This window comes from Paenibacillus sp. MABNR03 (assembly GCF_050455445.1).
Lineage (GTDB): Bacteria > Bacillota > Bacilli > Paenibacillales > Paenibacillaceae > Paenibacillus > Paenibacillus xylanilyticus.
Map to the genome: position 1 here is coordinate 1,702,167 of NZ_JBCIYR010000001.1, position 16,719 is coordinate 1,718,885.

At 44.4% G+C, this 16,719-nt stretch carries 14 protein-coding genes and 1 pseudogene; 2 read left to right on the forward strand and 13 right to left on the reverse strand.

What is annotated here, in order from left to right; genetic code table 11:
• Positions 1–6: 6 nt before the first annotated feature.
• Entirely contained in the window at positions 7–1,632 is a 1,626-nt protein-coding gene (locus tag AAIH57_RS07150) for a helix-turn-helix domain-containing protein (protein WP_430021091.1), read from the reverse strand.
• 342 nt (positions 1,633–1,974) lie between these two features.
• Between AAIH57_RS07150 and AAIH57_RS07155 the strand changes: the two genes are divergently transcribed.
• A complete protein-coding gene (locus AAIH57_RS07155) occupies positions 1,975–3,360 on the forward strand; it encodes an alkaline phosphatase (protein ID WP_430021092.1) in 1,386 nt (461 codons plus the stop codon).
• A 65-nt stretch (positions 3,361–3,425) separates the two neighbouring features.
• Here the strand turns inward: AAIH57_RS07155 and AAIH57_RS07160 are convergent, their stop codons facing one another.
• The 10 genes from AAIH57_RS07160 to AAIH57_RS07205 all read right to left on the reverse strand — a co-directional run bounded on the left by AAIH57_RS07160 (position 3,426) and on the right by AAIH57_RS07205 (position 13,914).
• Complete coding sequence (locus AAIH57_RS07160; RefSeq protein WP_430021093.1) at positions 3,426–4,178, reverse strand: alpha/beta fold hydrolase; 753 nt, start codon at positions 4,176–4,178, stop codon at positions 3,426–3,428.
• 317 nt (positions 4,179–4,495) lie between these two features.
• A complete protein-coding gene (locus AAIH57_RS07165; protein WP_430021094.1) occupies positions 4,496–4,960 on the reverse strand; it encodes an NUDIX domain-containing protein in 465 nt (154 codons plus the stop codon).
• A 331-nt stretch (positions 4,961–5,291) separates the two neighbouring features.
• The gene (locus AAIH57_RS07170; protein ID WP_175398834.1) at positions 5,292–6,605 is read right to left on the reverse strand and encodes an ABC transporter substrate-binding protein; all 1,314 of its coding nucleotides are present in this window, start codon (positions 6,603–6,605) and stop codon (positions 5,292–5,294) included.
• A gap of 24 nt (positions 6,606–6,629) precedes the next feature.
• Complete coding sequence (locus tag AAIH57_RS07175; RefSeq protein ID WP_175398835.1) at positions 6,630–7,454, reverse strand: carbohydrate ABC transporter permease; 825 nt, start codon at positions 7,452–7,454, stop codon at positions 6,630–6,632.
• A gap of 19 nt (positions 7,455–7,473) precedes the next feature.
• Positions 7,474–8,346, reverse strand: coding sequence for a carbohydrate ABC transporter permease (locus AAIH57_RS07180; RefSeq protein WP_430021095.1), 873 nt, complete (start codon positions 8,344–8,346; stop codon positions 7,474–7,476).
• Entirely contained in the window at positions 8,343–9,431 is a 1,089-nt protein-coding gene (locus tag AAIH57_RS07185; RefSeq protein WP_430021096.1) for an ABC transporter ATP-binding protein, read from the reverse strand. The genes AAIH57_RS07180 and AAIH57_RS07185 overlap by 4 nt, the downstream gene beginning before the upstream one ends.
• A gap of 23 nt (positions 9,432–9,454) precedes the next feature.
• Positions 9,455–10,291, reverse strand: coding sequence for a metallophosphoesterase family protein (locus AAIH57_RS07190; RefSeq protein WP_430021097.1), 837 nt, complete (start codon positions 10,289–10,291; stop codon positions 9,455–9,457).
• A 38-nt stretch (positions 10,292–10,329) separates the two neighbouring features.
• The gene (locus AAIH57_RS07195) at positions 10,330–11,163 is read right to left on the reverse strand and encodes an HAD-IIA family hydrolase (protein WP_430021098.1); all 834 of its coding nucleotides are present in this window, start codon (positions 11,161–11,163) and stop codon (positions 10,330–10,332) included.
• Between the two features lie 273 nt (positions 11,164–11,436).
• Positions 11,437–11,976 (reverse strand): glycerol-3-phosphate responsive antiterminator, encoded by a 540-nt coding sequence (locus tag AAIH57_RS07200; protein ID WP_175398840.1) that lies wholly within the window; start codon positions 11,974–11,976, stop codon positions 11,437–11,439.
• Between the two features lie 288 nt (positions 11,977–12,264).
• Entirely contained in the window at positions 12,265–13,914 is a 1,650-nt protein-coding gene (locus AAIH57_RS07205; RefSeq protein WP_430021099.1) for a catalase, read from the reverse strand.
• Between the two features lie 484 nt (positions 13,915–14,398).
• Between AAIH57_RS07205 and AAIH57_RS07210 the strand changes: the two genes are divergently transcribed.
• Positions 14,399–14,782, forward strand: coding sequence for a RidA family protein (locus tag AAIH57_RS07210; protein WP_430021100.1), 384 nt, complete (start codon positions 14,399–14,401; stop codon positions 14,780–14,782).
• Between the two features lie 147 nt (positions 14,783–14,929).
• On the opposite strand, the gene AAIH57_RS07215 is transcribed toward AAIH57_RS07210, so the two are convergent.
• Positions 14,930–15,964, reverse strand: a complete 1,035-nt coding sequence (locus tag AAIH57_RS07215; protein WP_430021101.1) for a ketopantoate reductase family protein — start codon at positions 15,962–15,964, stop codon at positions 14,930–14,932.
• Between the two features lie 14 nt (positions 15,965–15,978).
• Positions 15,979–16,608: pseudogene (locus AAIH57_RS07220) on the reverse strand (acetoacetate decarboxylase); the annotation flags it as partial.
• Positions 16,609–16,719 lie beyond the last annotated feature (111 nt).

The window sequence follows — 16,719 nt, forward strand, 5'->3', positions numbered from 1 at the left end:
CACGGATTACATGGATCCCTGCTGCAGTCGTTCCCGATATTCCTCAGGCGTGTATCCTACAGATTTCTTGAAAATTTTACTGAAATACGTGTAGTTGTGGTAACCCACCTTATCTGCAATTTCATACACTCTCAATTCCTTGCTCAATAGGTAAGCCTTCGCATGATCGATCCGAACTCGTGTCAAGTAAGAAATAAAGTTCTCTCCCTTATCCTGCTTAAACAATCGGCTGAGATACGATGGATTGACATTAATTTGGCTAGCTACGCTTTGCAACGAAATATCCTCCGCATAATACTTGTCGATCAACTCGGTGGCGAGGTCTGTATAGGTACGCTCCTGCATGATTTGGGAATCGGTTTTAAAGTAATACGCAATATGATCCAGCATATCTTGATGAATATCCTCCCAATACTCTCCCTTCAGAACGATTTCATAAGGCGATTTCTCCGTAAAAGAAGGTTTGCCTCTTTCAGCAGCTCGTGATAAATGGGAGTGAATGGTTTCCATCACCATGATATATTGCTTACGAATACTGCTCTCATCCGCTTGCTTTGCCTCCAGACCAGATCGAATTCCTTCAAGGAACTCCTTTGCTCTTATGTTGTCTTTGCTTATCCACAATTTCAGGAAATCCCGTTCTTGCTCTGGGCTCAGCATTCCGTTCACTTCTTTCCGGGCTGGAGCTTGAATCACATCTTCGTAATACAGTACCTGGTTGCTGCCTGTGAAGAACCCCTGTTTTAGTGCAAATTCAGCTTCTTGGCACGCCTTTCTAATGCCATGAAAACCGGAAACGATTGTACTTACACCTGCTGTAAGCGACAGATTCATAAAATCCTTGATGGAAGACAGAAGCTTATTACATAGTTTATTTAGGTCAGCGTGTACAGATTTAGACTCTGGAAGCACATTGACAATAACCCAATACTCAGACGAATGTTCGACGAAAATCTCTTTCTCCCATTTGGATGGAATGATCTCTTCCATAATATTAAGAATAGAAAACCGAAGCAGCTTCTCCCCCTTCTCCACATATTTCCTCTTCGCATCATCGTAATAGTTAACGATGAATTTGATGACAACCAGTTGATCCGATCTTATGTGAAAATGCAGTTCTTCAGCTTTGGCGACCATATCCTTTCCATTAATGAATCCGCTTACAACATCTTGAAAGAAACTATCCTTCAGATGTCTCAGGTTCTTCGAGTAATCAAGTGACATAGAAGGTGTGTTTGTCGGGCTGACTTGTTCGCTTTGCAGTTTCTGTCCAATGGTAGTCAGGAGCTCGATCAGGGAGGTTTCTGTAATTTCGCTTTTAATCAAGTAGTCAGCGGCGCCAAGTTTCAGTGCCTCTTTCACATAATGAAATTCATCAAAATTACTCAGGATGACATACTTACAGGTTTTCAGCACGCCGGAGGCCTCTTGTATAAGCTGTAATCCATCCATGATCGGCATCTTGATATCCGTAATGATTAGATCGGGAGCCACTTCAAGCGCAAGCTCCAATGCCTCTTTTCCGTTCCCCGCCTCACCAACAACATAGAAATTGTACTCTTCCCAATTCAGCATGGAACGAATCCCAACACGCATCAGTAATTCATCATCTACGATCATTAGTTTGTACATGGGCATCCCCCATTTTTGTTTTTCCTGGATTGAATTAAGGTTCACTACTATTTTGGAAAATGAGAGCCAACCTGATCTTTTTAGCTATTCTACCATTTCAAAGACCACGATCCTATCTTCTATCCAAACAAAAAGCCGTGTTTTCCACGACCTTCGTTCATTCATCTCGTCCCCTGACATTCATTCTTCCTTGCTTTTCAATGCCACCCCTATATTTCTGGTTGTCTGTCAATTACACATCTCTTTTTTTGTTCATTTTACTCCACGTATACAGATATCTTGGTCCTATTTTACACTCGAATGATAATCTTCATATACAGATGAATAAAGCTTCATATGTTCATGTTTAAAATACAAGGAGGAATTATCGTGAGATTAACAAAAAAAGCACTACCCGCAGCAGCACTGAGCCTGGCCATTGCTGCTTCTTCAGTCTTGTCTGCCGGACAGGCAAATGCAGTACAAGCTGTTAGTGTAGAGAAAAAACAAATCAAGAATATCATCTTCCTCATTGGTGATGGCATGGGAACTGCTTATACTTCCGCTTATCGTTATATGAAGGACGATCCTTCAACCAAGGTCATGGAGAGAACCGTATTTGATCCCTATCTTGTGGGAACTCAAATGACATATCCGGATGACGACAGTCAGAACGTGACAGATTCCGCTTCCGCGGCTACCGCTATGTCTGCTGGCGTGAAGACATATAACGCCGCCATTGCGGTCGATAATGACCATACTGAAGTTAAAACAGTATTGGAGCAGGCGAAGGAAAACGGAAAATCCACCGGTCTTGTTGCCACCTCGGAGATCACCCATGCCACGCCGGCTGCATTCGGCGCCCATGACATCAGCCGGAAGAACATGGACGCGATCGCAGATGATTATTATGATGAGTTGATCAATGGAGATCACAAACTTGATGTCCTGTTAGGTGGAGGAAAATCCAATTTTGTACGTGAGGATCGTGACTTGTCGAAAAAGTTTCAAGAAGCTGGCTTTAGCTACGTGACTGATTCCAGCACCCTGCTCGCAGATACAAATGAACAGATTCTCGGACTTTTTGCTGACGGAGGAATGGACAAGATGATCGATCGTACTAGCGAAACACCTTCGCTGGCCGAGATGACGAATACAGCCATTGATCGCCTGAGCACAAACGAAAATGGGTTCTTCCTAATGGTTGAAGGCAGCCAGATTGACTGGGCCGGCCATGATAATGACATTGTTGGCGCTATGAGTGAAATGGAGGATTTTGCAGCAGCATTCCAGGCAGCTATTGATTTTGCCAAAGAAGACGGCGAAACTCTTGTCGTAGCAACTGCTGACCATTCAACTGGGGGACTCACGCTCGGAAAAGACGGAGAATATAACTTCTTCGTGGATCCGATTAAAGCTGCAGTACGCACTCCAGACTTCATGGCAGCTCAAATTGCTGAAGGTGCTTCCGTAGAAGAGACGCTTAAGAGCTACCTCAAGCTTGAACTGACAGCAGAAGAAATTCAATCCGTAAAAGATGCAGCAAAAGACGCAGATGTAACGACGATCGATAATGCCATTGAAGCGATTATCGATAACCGTTCGTTCACTGGCTGGACAACAGGCGGACATACAGGAGAAGACGTACCAGTCTATGCTTACGGTCCGGCAAGCCATCGATTTGCAGGCCTGATCGACAATACGGATAATGCAGCAATCATTTTCGATATTTTAAAGAAGCATAAATAGTCACCAATCTTCAGCAATAGCCCATTCTCTTCTTTCCGTCAGGAATTAGAGATGGGCTATTTTTCTTACCTCTGACAAAACTCTCGGATGCTTATGGCTAGTTCTTCTGCATGAGTAAGGGCAAGCATATGATCTGCCCCTTGGATTTCGACAAACCTAATCTCAGGTACACGCTTGAAGTGCTCGGCAATATTATACATATCCGGCCATTCTATTGTTCCATGTATAAATAACGTACTCGCTGTAATTTTCTCTAAACGTTCAATAGAAGGCGGCTCTGGCCAAAGGACTTCAAAGCTTCTCCATTCGGTAAATACCCTCCCCATGTAGTGAGCATGCATTTCACTCAGAAGGCTCCGATGGGGGCTAGCCATCACAGCCCGATAGATCGGTGCTGCTAAGGACAACTCCACGATTTTAGATATATCGGGAGCAGCCGCATTCACGGATGTCATATAATTGGTGAACTCCTGCGAATAGTTATATCCTGTTAATGAAGGGGCAATTACCACTAGTTGCTCAACCATTGAAGGATAGGATAACGTAAAGTCAGTCGCGATTTGCCCGCCCATGGAATGACCAATAAGTGTGACACGTTCCAGTCCGAGATGTGTGAGAAGTTTGCGCAAATCCTCCACAAGTGAAGTCGGCTCCAGCATAGCAGGTGAGCGACCGGTTCCTCGACCATCGAAGGTAATGACCTTAAATGACTTTGCCAGTTCAGGCACCATATACCTCCATACCCTTGAGTCGACTCCTCCCGAGTGAATCATGACTATCAGGGGTCCATTCCCTTCAATTTCGTAAAAAAGTTCCATCTTGTTCCCCTCCCCATAATGGAAATATTTTCTTAGTACTTATTCTATTGTTGATTGTACATCCAGTCCATATTTAAATGAGTTCCACCCGTTACCTTAAGAGGTCAAAAACTACCTTTTATGTTATTGTCGCTGGAGAATAATTAAACCAGATCCTCAACCAAAAAAGATTTCAACTAGTTGACTTCGTTGATTTGTCCTCTACCCGGCCAAGGACCTCTACCGATAAAACAAAGAAGCCGCTAAATTAGCGACTTCCTATACGTGTGATCATTCCTAAATAGTGTTTCAGGAGTTAAATCAATCAATCTTCTAATTTATACTAAACTTTCAGGGTCACCAGGTTCCTCATTACCTAAGTACATATCTGTCTTTTCTCCCTTGAATAATCTTAGAATCTGCTTTCTTAATTTGGACGGATATAACGGTTGTTCGGTAATATTTTCAACATCAAGCCATTCATATCCTATTTGGTTTTCGTCACCTTGCAGCATAGAATTGTCAGTTAAACCTACGTATTTGCATAAAAAAACCAAATCTAGACGATGAAAAGCTTCGCCGTATACCCCTTCAATTACAAATTCCAATGATAACGGTTCTACATCCACTCCGATTTCTTCCGCTACCTCTCGCTTCACGGCATCGGTAAGAGTTTCCCCTGCATTCTGACCCCCACCAGGCATGATATAGATCACATCACCATGATCATCTAGTTTAATTGCAAGCATTTTCCCATCTTTGATAATTAATGCTTTTGCAGAATTTCTAATTTTCCGCTCCATTTTTGTTCCCCCATTTGCCATTAATCCGTCTCAAGTTGTTCAAGATTCTGTCTGTTGGCTGTCGCATACTACAAAACAAGCAATAAAGGCCCTCACAATGGAGGGCTTGCTTTCGTTGATCATGCCGTCAGACTTACTCAGCACATTCGGAACCATTAACGCTGAAGATTCCCTCATGCTGGTTATCGATTAAACTGCTCTGTATATCCCTAATTACGCTTTTCATAAAGATTCTAACACGTATGTCTCAACAAATTCTGAACATTTAGGAATGCACTACCCAAATTAAAGAGCTAGGCGGGACGAAACCGCCTAGCTCTTTAATAATAGTCTACTTATTCAGTAAGGCATCGGCCTTCTTCGCTGCTTCAGCTATAGCTGCCTCTGCCGTAATGGACGAATCAACAACCGCGCGTAGAATTTCATCCTTGATCATCTCACCAATCTCTGGGTACACCTTTTGCATTGGGCGTGGACCCGCATATTCCAGTTGGTCTACCGCCACCTTAAACAGCGGTTTTTCCTCATAAAGCTTCTTCATATCATCGCTTTCCACTGCACTAATTCGGCTAGGCAAATATCCCGTGAAGGAGCTTGCATAAATCGTTTGCTCTTTGGCGGTCATCCATTTAATGAACTTCCACGCCGCCTCCTGCTTTTCTGGAGACAAGCCGGAAGTCATCACCAGGTTGGCACCACCTGTTGGCACTCCATACGTATCATTCGCAGGCATAAATGTAGTCCCAAGTTCAAAACCCTGCTCTTCTGCAACCTTCATATTATTGGTCAAGTCCGCAGTTGAGGAGAATATCATCGCAGATCGCTGATTGTGGAAATCCGTCTTGGCTTGTGTACCTGCATCATCGGTCGTCCCGATGCTCATGATGCCTTCATCCTTCATCTTAAGCCACAGCTTCACTGGTTCAATGCCGGTTTCATTATTGAATGCCGCACTTTTCCCATCCTCGCTAATCATCGTTCCTCCGCTCTGTCTAACAAAAGCCTCATAGAACCAAATATCAACAGGCATCGAGATACCATAGCGCTGATCCTTAATCGTTAGCTTGCGTGCATAATCTTCAAATTCCGCCCAATTCTTCGGGCCAGCCGGATCAAGTCCCGCTTCTTTCAGCATCGTACGATTCAAATACAGGATTGGTGTACTTCGTAAATAAGGAAGAGCATACAGCTTGTCATTTACGTAGGAATTTCCCATTAGTCCTGGAATGAAATCATCCATATCAAGTTGATCCTTCTCAACAAATGAAGTCAATTCCTGCGTCATGCCGGATTCGGCAAACACACCAACCGAAGCAATTTCATTTTGCCAAACTTCAGGTGCATTGCCCGCTGCAAAAGCAGCCTGTGCCTTGGAATGCTGATCTGCATACGATCCTTGGTATTCCGCCTTTACAATGACTTCATCCTGGGATTCATTAAACATTTTAACCAAGTTCTCATTGTTCTCGGCGATCTTGTCCCCCCATGAGTACCAATATGTAATCTCTACCGGTTTATTGGCCGCACCATTCGAACTACCAGAAGCAGCAGCATTATCGGTAGAACCTGCAGAATTGGAATCACCACAACCCGTTAAAGCAAATGCAAGCGTTGCTGCCAACAAAATAGAACCAAATTTTTTCATGGACAAACCCTCCTATGAATTGGATTACTTTACACCCGAATAGACAAATGCTTTAATAATTTGCCGTTGTCCAAATAAGAAAACAATCAAAATCGGAACGACCAGAATCATGTTTCCAGCCATCAAAATGTGCCAGGCGGCTCCTCCGTCGACCTCGCGCAGCTTAGAGATCCCAATCGGAAGCGTTCTTGCTGCATCGGAGGTCGTCATCACGAGCGGCCAGAAATAATCATTCCAGTGTGCGATGAAGCTGAACAATGCAAAGGTCACCAACGTTGGCCGTGCCATGGGCACCATAATCTTAAGAATGATCTTCCATTCCGGCGTTTGGTCAAGCCGTGCCGCTTCAATAAGCTCTTCCTGTACTTGCTTGAATGACTGCCTCAGCATGAATATGCCAAAGGCACTGGAAGAGAAAGGCAGAATGAGTGCCAGCAAATTGTTAATGAGTCCCCACTTGCTGAGCAACAAATACACAGGCAGGAAAATCAGCTGACCAGGAATCATCAAGGTCACCATCGTTATCCCGAATAACAGCTTGTCTCCTTTGAAGGAGTACCTTGCAAACGCATAGGCAGCCAATATAATGGTTGTGAACTGAAGCAGGAGTATACTGACCGATACGACAACGCTATTCATTAGGTATTTTAAAAAAGGCCCTGATTCCCACGCCGCCTGGAAGTTGCTCCACATCACCTTGGAGGGAATCCATTTGGGTGGAAAGATCACGGTCTCCGGGTAAGACTTCAGTGATGTTGAAATCATCCATAGAAAAGGGATAGCAAAAATCGCAACCAGTACGATCGTGGCAGTAATATTCAGGATACGAAGCAATGACTTTCTTGCCATGATATATCCCTTCTCCTTTCTATTGATAGTGAACCTTGCGGCTCAGCAGCTTGAAGTAGACTAGCGTAAGCACACCAACAACAACGAGCAGTATAACACCTGCAGCCGAGGCGTAACCGATCTTGAAATAGCGGAATCCGTACTCGTAGATGTAAAAGACGAGCGTGTTGGTTGAATTAACCGGACCCCCGTTGGTCATGATGGCAATGGTCTCAAACACCTGGAATGAACTGATCAAATTAATGATAATCAAGAAAAACAGGGTCGGCGAAAGCATGGGCAGCGTAATTTTGTAGAACTTCCGCCACCAATTGGCCTCGTCCAGAGCTGAGGCTTCATACACATCCTTCGGAATGCTTTGGAGACCAGCGATGAAGATGAGAGCGTTGTATCCCACGCCTTTCCAGACCGAAACAAGCACAAGCGACAGTAATGAACTGTCGGGACTACTCAGCCACTCCAGTTTGGGCAAGCCAACCATATCCAGCAAACCGTTAAGCAAACCGAATTTGGGATCCATCAGCCACATCCACACCAGGGATACAGATACAAGCGAAACAATATGTGGACTAAATAGTGCACCTTGAACAAACCCGAACCATGCTCCTTCCCGATTCAGCCAAATCGCAAGCAGAAGCGAAATCACAATGGATAAGGATACGGAAAGAAGCGTATAGTTCAAGGAATTTCTCAGGACCTGAAGAAACGCACTATCCTTAAATAACTCGACAAAATTGTTGAAGCCCACAAACTCCTTGACCGGGTTAATAAAATCCCAATTGTAAAAACTCAAAAAGATCATATAGAAGATCGGATAAATGAAGAAAATAGAGAATATCACGATAGAGGGAGCCACCATGACATAGGGACGGAATTTGGACCAAACGGTCATGAATATTCCCCTCCCAGGACAATGAGCTCTCTAGGTTCAGACCGTTCAAGCTGTCGAGCACGGACTCCGTTCCGATCAAAATAGTACAGATCCTGCATGGAGACCGTGACGTTTACCTCGGAGGCGGACTCCAACGGCTTCAAAAAGCTCTTCACGGCCACAGATCCAAGCGCGGAATCCAGTTGATAGATGATTTCTGCCCCTAGTGTCTCGCGTGTCATGATATGGGCTGTGAATTGAACATGCCCCGTCTGCGGTCTGTTTTCAAGTGTCATCGTTGCTTTCTCTGGTCGAAAGCCAACCTGCCCAATGTCATCATCAAGCTGCCCATTTAAATAAGGCAGGATACGTTCGCGATCAATCACATTCATCGGCGGTGTACCGATAAATTGGGCTGTGAAGACATTATCCGGATCATCGTAGATTTTCATTGGACGATCTGCTTGTTGAATACGCCCTTTATTCATGATGACGATACGATCTCCCATCGACATGGCCTCAACCTGGTCATGAGTAACAAAGACAAAGGTTGCGCCTAGCCGTTTGTGAAGCTGAATTAGCTCCGTACGCATTTGATGGCGCAGCTTGGCATCCAGATTCGACAATGGCTCATCCATCAGGAATACCGCGGGATTCTTAACCATAGCCCGAGCCAAGGCAACCCGCTGACGTTGACCACCGGACAGAGCCTGCGGCTTCTTGTTCAAATACTCGGCAAGGCCGACCACCTCCGTGATCTCCTTAACAAGACGCTCTCGCTCAGACCGAGGCACCTTGCGATTCACGAGTCCAAATTCAATGTTCTCCTTTACCGTCATCATTGGATACAAAGCATAGTTTTGAAATACCATGGCCACATTACGTTTGCCCGGTTCTACCCCATTGACACAATGGTCTCCGATCCAAATCTCACCGCCCGTTTCTTTCTCAAGTCCTGCGATCATGCGGAGTGTCGTTGATTTTCCACAGCCAGACGGGCCGACCAATACCGTAAAGGAACCATCCTCAATGGTCAGATCCAGACCCTCGATGACTTTATCCTGCTTGAAGCTTTTTTCAATTTGCTTCAACACAATTTGTGCCATGACGTTCCCTCCTTCTCTTTACATTACTGAGCGGCCGATGCTAATTGAATGGATAGAATAAGGTCATTTTCTTCACCTAACGCACCAGCGACAGGTCCAAAACCCGGCATATCACAACAAAAACTTTGAATATCATCGGCGAGGCTAGCACCCTCTATAGGATGGTGAGTTATCGCTACTTCGCCCTCACGAACTTCAATAACACGGTATGCAGGCACATCCAGGCAAGCTGCGGTCTGAACATAGTGCCATGTACCTTGCTTCACGATGGAGTTCATGTGATTATGCCCGCAAAAATAGATGCCTCCTGCTGGCCGACTATTGAGTATGCTCTTCAGTTCATCCTGCGGACGAACATACAGCTTATCGAGCGTTGAACGTGCAGTTGTATCAAAAACCGGATGATGCCCAAAGAGAAGCACCTGCTTCTTATGCGAGTCGGCAAGCTGGTCTTTGAGCCATCCCACTTGCTCTCCGTCCAGCTCCCCTCCCCAATCTTCACGGTTCATTTCCTGGGTAGTATCCAGAAAAACCAGCTTGGCATGAGGCGTGTCAATCGATCGATAGCGATCCTGACCTGTTAGCGCGGAAATTTCAAGCTTGGGTATCGAATACGTATCGTGATTGCCCAGCACATGAATGAAGTTCCGTTCACTTCTGGAAAGGATGGAGTAAATCGATCGGAATTCCTGAGCCATTCCTTCATGCGTTAAATCGCCAATTGAGACATGAAAGTCCGCCTCTTCCTCTAAAAAGGCCTTGAGCATATGCTCATATACCCGAACTCTCGCAGCCTTCATTTCTTCGGTCCCATAACTCATGCTTGAATAGTGAAAATCACCAAGTAACGCCAAACGCATGAACTCCACCTCCATCTTTATTTTGCAACACCTTGCTGCTAAGCTTTCTCCACCTGCAACACAGTTGAATGCTTCGAATGGTCCTGCTGTTCCATGATGCATTCGTTGAAGGAAGGCCATATATAATCCGGAACAATACCTGTTTTTTGGATATCCTCTCTCAAGGAGATACCCGTAAGCACCAGGGCAGTCTTCATTCCATTCTGCTGCCCAAATAAAATATCCGTTTCCAGCCGATCGCCGATCATAAGGCATCTGCTGCTATTCACATTCAAAAGCTGGAGCGCCTTCTCTGCATAGTATCGGGAAGGCTTGCCAATCACGACTGACGCTTTCTGCTGGCTGGCTGCCTCAATGGAGCTTAGAATGGATCCGGTATCCGGAATGATATCACCTTGTACGGGGCAGCAGCTGTCCGGATTCGTTGCGAGCAGAACCGCCCCGTGACGAACTGCTTTTGCCGCCAGATGAAGCTTATCGTAATGAAACTGACGATCCATTCCGACTAACACATGCGTGGATCGATACGGATCCTCGGTGATAGCTATCCCGATTCCCTGAAGTTCTCTCCGCAAAGCCTCCTCACCGACAACCAGCACATTGGCGTCTGGGGCATGCTCTGCAAAATACATTCCTGACACGTACCCTGCCGTCAAAATTTCACCAAGCTGGCATGAAACACCCAGACTCTGCAGTCTCTTGTAGCAATCCTCCCTGGTATGAACGGGAGTATTCGTAAGAAACAACAGACGCTTGCCCCGTGAGCGCAAGCCACTAATGAAGTCATTTACGCCAGGGAGCATCATTTGGCCAACATAGATCGTCCCGTCTAAATCGAAGCAATACGCATCGTAAGCATACAAATCCTCCATGACCTTAACCCTGCCCACTCACACTGAGCCGGACAACTCCAACACATCCGCTTCTAAAAAGGAAGACAGCGTATTTTCAGAATATTTCTTTGGATAACCGCGATGAGCAGCTGCTTGAATGGTCATGCTCAATTACCTCCCGTTGTATTTTTTGGACAACACAAAAAACCCAGCAGCAAATCACCCTCCTTCAACATCAAGGTTGTATTGATTTACTTACCACCGGGTTTTCTCGTCGTCTCCACCCAAGGATAAATGTATAAAATTATAAAATTAAGCCCAGAATTTCTCATGGCCTATCGAAACAAAATCTGCCCCGCTCTTTAATGCTTCCTGAATTTCTTCCTCATGCCGGATAAGTCCTCCAACAATCAAAGGCTGCGTGATGCGTTCTTTCATTTCTTGGATGACTCGAGGCATAAGCCCCGGCATCAGTTCAACCTCATCTGGCTTATAGCTCTTAATCATCCGTACTGCAGTCTCAATTGCTGCTGAATCAATGGCAAATATGCGCTGAATGCTTAATATGCCTGCTTGCTTTGCCGCAGAAACCGTATTGCTCTTTGTCGTCACGATACCATCGACTTTGAACACATCAGCAAGATACTGAATGGCAGAGTTATCTCGTCCAATACCGGATACCATCTCGGTATGTACATATGCCTGTTTACCGCTTTGATGCAGACTATCTATGATTGAACCAAGATTCGTGATGTTCCCTGTCATCAGAATAACTCGCTTCACATCGCTTGCCATAGCTCGTGCGATTTGCTCATCTACCGTGATGGATGCGATGATCGGATAATCCTTCATGAGTCACTCCTCATTCCCTCGTTTGTCATCTTATATGTTAAAGCAGAAATATTCGTCTTATATCATCTTCATGTAAATGGGCTGTTAATTTCACCTTTCAACCTAAATCATCTCGTCTACTGTAAATTAAGCAATGATCTTTCAATGGAGCCAGCATGACTCCCTGTTGGAAATAGTTTTGTCTCTAATAGGATCAAGAGGTTTAAATAAATGAAATGAACAAAAAAAGGGCTGTCCAGCCATTCAGTTTTCACTGACACTCTGGACACCCCTGTCATTACTTCATCATTAATATGGATCAGCTTCCTGACTTTTCTTCACAGCATCTTTTGTTGCTTTGTTCGCTGCTAATGAGCCTTGGCCATATTTCGATTTTCCTGCTTCGCGGCCTGGAACATTGTTTTCCGACTGCATTTCTTGCATTTCTTTCATTTTCTTTTCGATACCCTCTTTCACACGACGACCATAGTCTTCATCGGCTTGTCTGAAGTGTTCAATCATGGCATCCTGAATCGGTTTTTCACATACCGCCAGGGCTTCAGAGAGATTTTTAATCAATTCATCGCGTTCCCAATCCTCAAAGCTACGGTACGTGTGGCCCGCTTGACCATAGTTGTTAGGGCGATCAATCGGTGCACTCATAGCTGCTGCATTGTACATAGGATGGTGCGGACGATGTTTTTCTTCACTTGCTTCCTTAAGTCCGCCCAGCATCGATGGCTCATAGTTAATATGCGGATTTTCCCCGGACTCTTTCGGGTCACGGATATCCATTTGACCGCGATGCTGATTCGTACGTACAGCCGTTTTTGGCGCGTTGACAGGTAATTGCAAATAGTTCGAACCGACCCGATAACGCTGTGTATCCGAGTACGAGAAGGTCCGACCTTGCAGCATTTTGTCATCTGAGAAATCCATACCATCGACAAGAACACCGGTGCCAAAAGCTGCTTGCTCAATTTCCGCATGGAAATCTACTGGATTGCGATCAAGGACCATACGTCCTACAGGCAGCCACGGGAACTGCTCTTCTGGCCAAAGTTTGGTATCATCAAGAGGATCAAAATCAAGCTCCTCATGGTAATCATCCTCCATGATCTGCACAAAGAGCTCCCACTCCGGATAATCATCGCGCTCTATGGATTCATATAAATCTTGCGTTGCATGACCAACATTCTTTGCTTGTATCGCATCGGCTTCTTCCTGCGTCAAATTACGTATCCCTTGCTTTGGCTCCCAGTGATACTTCACTAACACAGCCTCGCCTTTCTCATTGACCCACTTGTAAGTGTTCACACCAGAACCCTGCATGTGCCGGTATGTAGCTGGAATACCCCAAGGAGAAAATAGGAATGTAATCATATGGGTTGCCTCAGGTGTACGGGATACGAAGTCAAACATCCGCTGAGGATTTGGCACATTCGAAGCCGGGTCAGCCTTAAATGCGTGAATCATATCCGGAAACTTCATCGCATCACGGATAAAGAAAATTTTCAGATTGTTTCCAACCAGATCCCAGTTGCCGTCTTCCGTATACATTTTCACCGCAAAGCCGCGAGGATCCCGTGCTGTTTCCGGCGAATCCTTCGCGCCAGCTACTGTAGAGAAACGGACCATTAGGGGTGTCCTTTTCCCTGCACCTGAAAATACTTTTGCACGAGTATACTTCTCTACTGGCTCATCTCCAACTTTTCCGTATGTTTCAAAGTATCCAAAAGCTCCTGAACCTCGAGCGTGTACCACACGCTCCTGAACCTCTTCACGATCAAAATGGGAGATTTTTTCAATGAAATGGTAATTTTCAAGTGTGGCTGGACCACGATTACCGATAGTACGGATGTTTTGGTTATCCTTCACAGGATGGCCTTGGCGCGTTGTCAAAGTCTCACGTTTCACGTCTTGTTCGTTTAAAGCATTTTTATCATTGTTCTCTGCCAAAATCGAAAACCTCCTCCATAATCAGTTCCACTATATCTTATCTGTAAATAGAAAATTTATACAGTATTATGCACTCGTTATTTAAAATTAAATAAACCTATTTAAGCAGGTTTAATCCATATGGTTAGAATATTTTGGCGCAGCTCCAAGTTGATCCAACTTTTTGATCCAGCTGTTCTTTTAGACTGCCTTAAAAGTTTGCAAATTTATCTCCACCATATTATGGTACCCTTCCATTATTAACCTAAACATGGATTTGAACTTTTAAGCGATGCTACGAGAAGTTCAGTTGGTAAATTAGCCTTTCATCATGCCAACTGTCTTCAAATTTAAGTTGAGAACTTAAGGTTTTAAGAAGTTTATAAGCAGCCATATTCGTTGGTACACTATCTTTTCGGATAGCTGCTATCAATAAAGTGCGTACTATTTTTTAATTAACACCCGTTTTATACTAACCTTACTTTGAACTAAAGGAGAGAAACAAATGACTACTGTCAAAACTTATAATCACCATCTTTGGGATCACGGTATCTCGCAGGGCTACAGCGTCAACGGTACGATCTACATTTCAGGACAATTTTCCCATAATACGGAAGGTGCGTTTGTTGGTGAGGGCGATATCGAGGCACAGACTCGTCAAACACTAGAAAATCTCGATCGTGTGCTAGCAGAATTTGGTGTCACGAAGTCCAACCTCGCCTATGTGGAGGTCTATCTGACAAACGCGCAAGAGCATTTCGAACCATGCATCCAGCTGTTCAAGGAATACATGGGTCAACACAGACCGGCCGGCAGCTGCATTGGCGTGTCATACCTGGCGTCCCCTGTTCAACTGATCGAAATCAGCGCAGTCGCACACACGGACTAACCCAGTCACCTGTTGGGCTTAAAAAATCACTAACCACTTGTTCAAAACAGAAGGATCAATATGGACCATATCCATTTATCCTAACTCCCCCAAAAAAAAACCGTTGAACTTAAAGTTCAACGGTTTATCCCTTACCCTTCATTCACCTTATATTTGTGCACTTACCAAATCTTCAAAAGCTTTTATATTCGTGTGAAAATGTGGAACCGATTGCGTTTCTTCAGCAGATTTGACCAGTTTTACAACTAAATCATTATAAGGGGTTTCAATCCCCGTACCTTCCGCTTTACTCGAAACCACGCCATTAATGTAATCAATTTCAGTTTTGCGTTTTTTCTCAAGATCCTGAAGCATGCTTGCTTTTAACAGCCTTGAAGGTTCCATCACGACTTGTAACGTTCTAATTCGTTCAGGAATATCATTTTTACTTTTTAGTTCAAGCGAGGCGATATCAAATCCATACATTTTAACAAATTGGATCCCATTGGCGTGTCCAACCTTAATCGTCTCATCGGCGATATGAACGGCACTCACAATGCCAACTTCATTATCAAGAATATCTCCATATTCTCCGTTTAATGCTGCTGATAAACCACTGAATGCGTTGTTGATCAGCAATTTTGACCACTTGGTTCCAACCAGATTGTCGGAAATGTGTGTTCCACCCACAAGATCCAAGACCGATTTAACACGCTGAATTCGTTCGGTGATTTCTCCATTTAATTCTCCGATTTGAAAAGCATACTTCTTAAATTGGCTGTACTCGGTAGTTAGACTTGATACACCTGGTTCAATGAACGTTGCGCCAAATTCAACCGATCCTGCAATGACACGTTTGTCCCCAACGATGGAAGCCACTTTTTCTTCAGGAATACCGTTTTGCAACGAACAGATCATACTATCTTCTTTCAAGAACGGAAGTAACTCTTGGAGAACGGCATCATTATATAATTGTTTAGTTAAAAGTAACACGAGATCATACTTACCTGATTTGTTATCAGGGGTCACGGCTTTCACCTTTGCCTGAAACTCCGTTGTTCCGATGACTTTAGCACCCTTTTGATTTAGAGTATCTACATGTTCTTGGTAAGCATCAATTAACTCAACATCCATTCCCCCATCAGCAAGGTATGCGCCAACGATGGTTCCCAAAGAACCTGCTCCTACAATTGCAATTCTCATTCCGTTGCTCCTCCTTATTTCTCTTCCAGATAGTTATATACAGGTTGTGCAGCGTTTAGGGTTAAGTTGGTAAGGATATGGGATGCTGAAACAACTTCCAATACAGGCAGATCTGCAAGAGGTGCCAATGCATGTTCAAAAAGTTGAAGTCTTGCAGGTCCCGTCCAAGCCTCCTTAACTTCTATGTCCGTTATTTGAGTTCGGATCAAATCACAAATTCTTAAATTACCGTTATAGTCCGTAGCGATTTTAATCATAAAATTGGGTCGGCATATTTCACTTTTAGCCATTTCTTTATCCATCTCCATATGCTTATAGCCCATAGTCGCCGTGGCTACACGAAGCGTTCCATAATCAAGTGTGCCGACAAGCGTATCTGAATCGGTATACAACTTGGGCGCACCTAACTTTTTGGGATACGCTGTCAGCTCCCTCCCACTTGCAATCGCAGGAAAGTTGTCCACGTACATCGAATGCACATAATCGCCTTCCTCCCCATTAAATTGCACAGGAATAACTTGTCCAGCTTCGGTATATGCTCCCAGTCCAGAAACATCCGGCATCCACATAACTTCAAATTTAACCAAAGGTTGAGTGATTTCCAAAGGCTCTGGCACTGCTGCCCGCAAAGCCTTTTCATCGGTTAGCAATTTTCGTGATTTTATTACTGCTTACTATGAAGTTAACTCTGGCATGTTTAAGGTTGATTAGGTTCCAAAAAAATTAGTGTTATTTTAGAGATTTGCTTCAAAAAG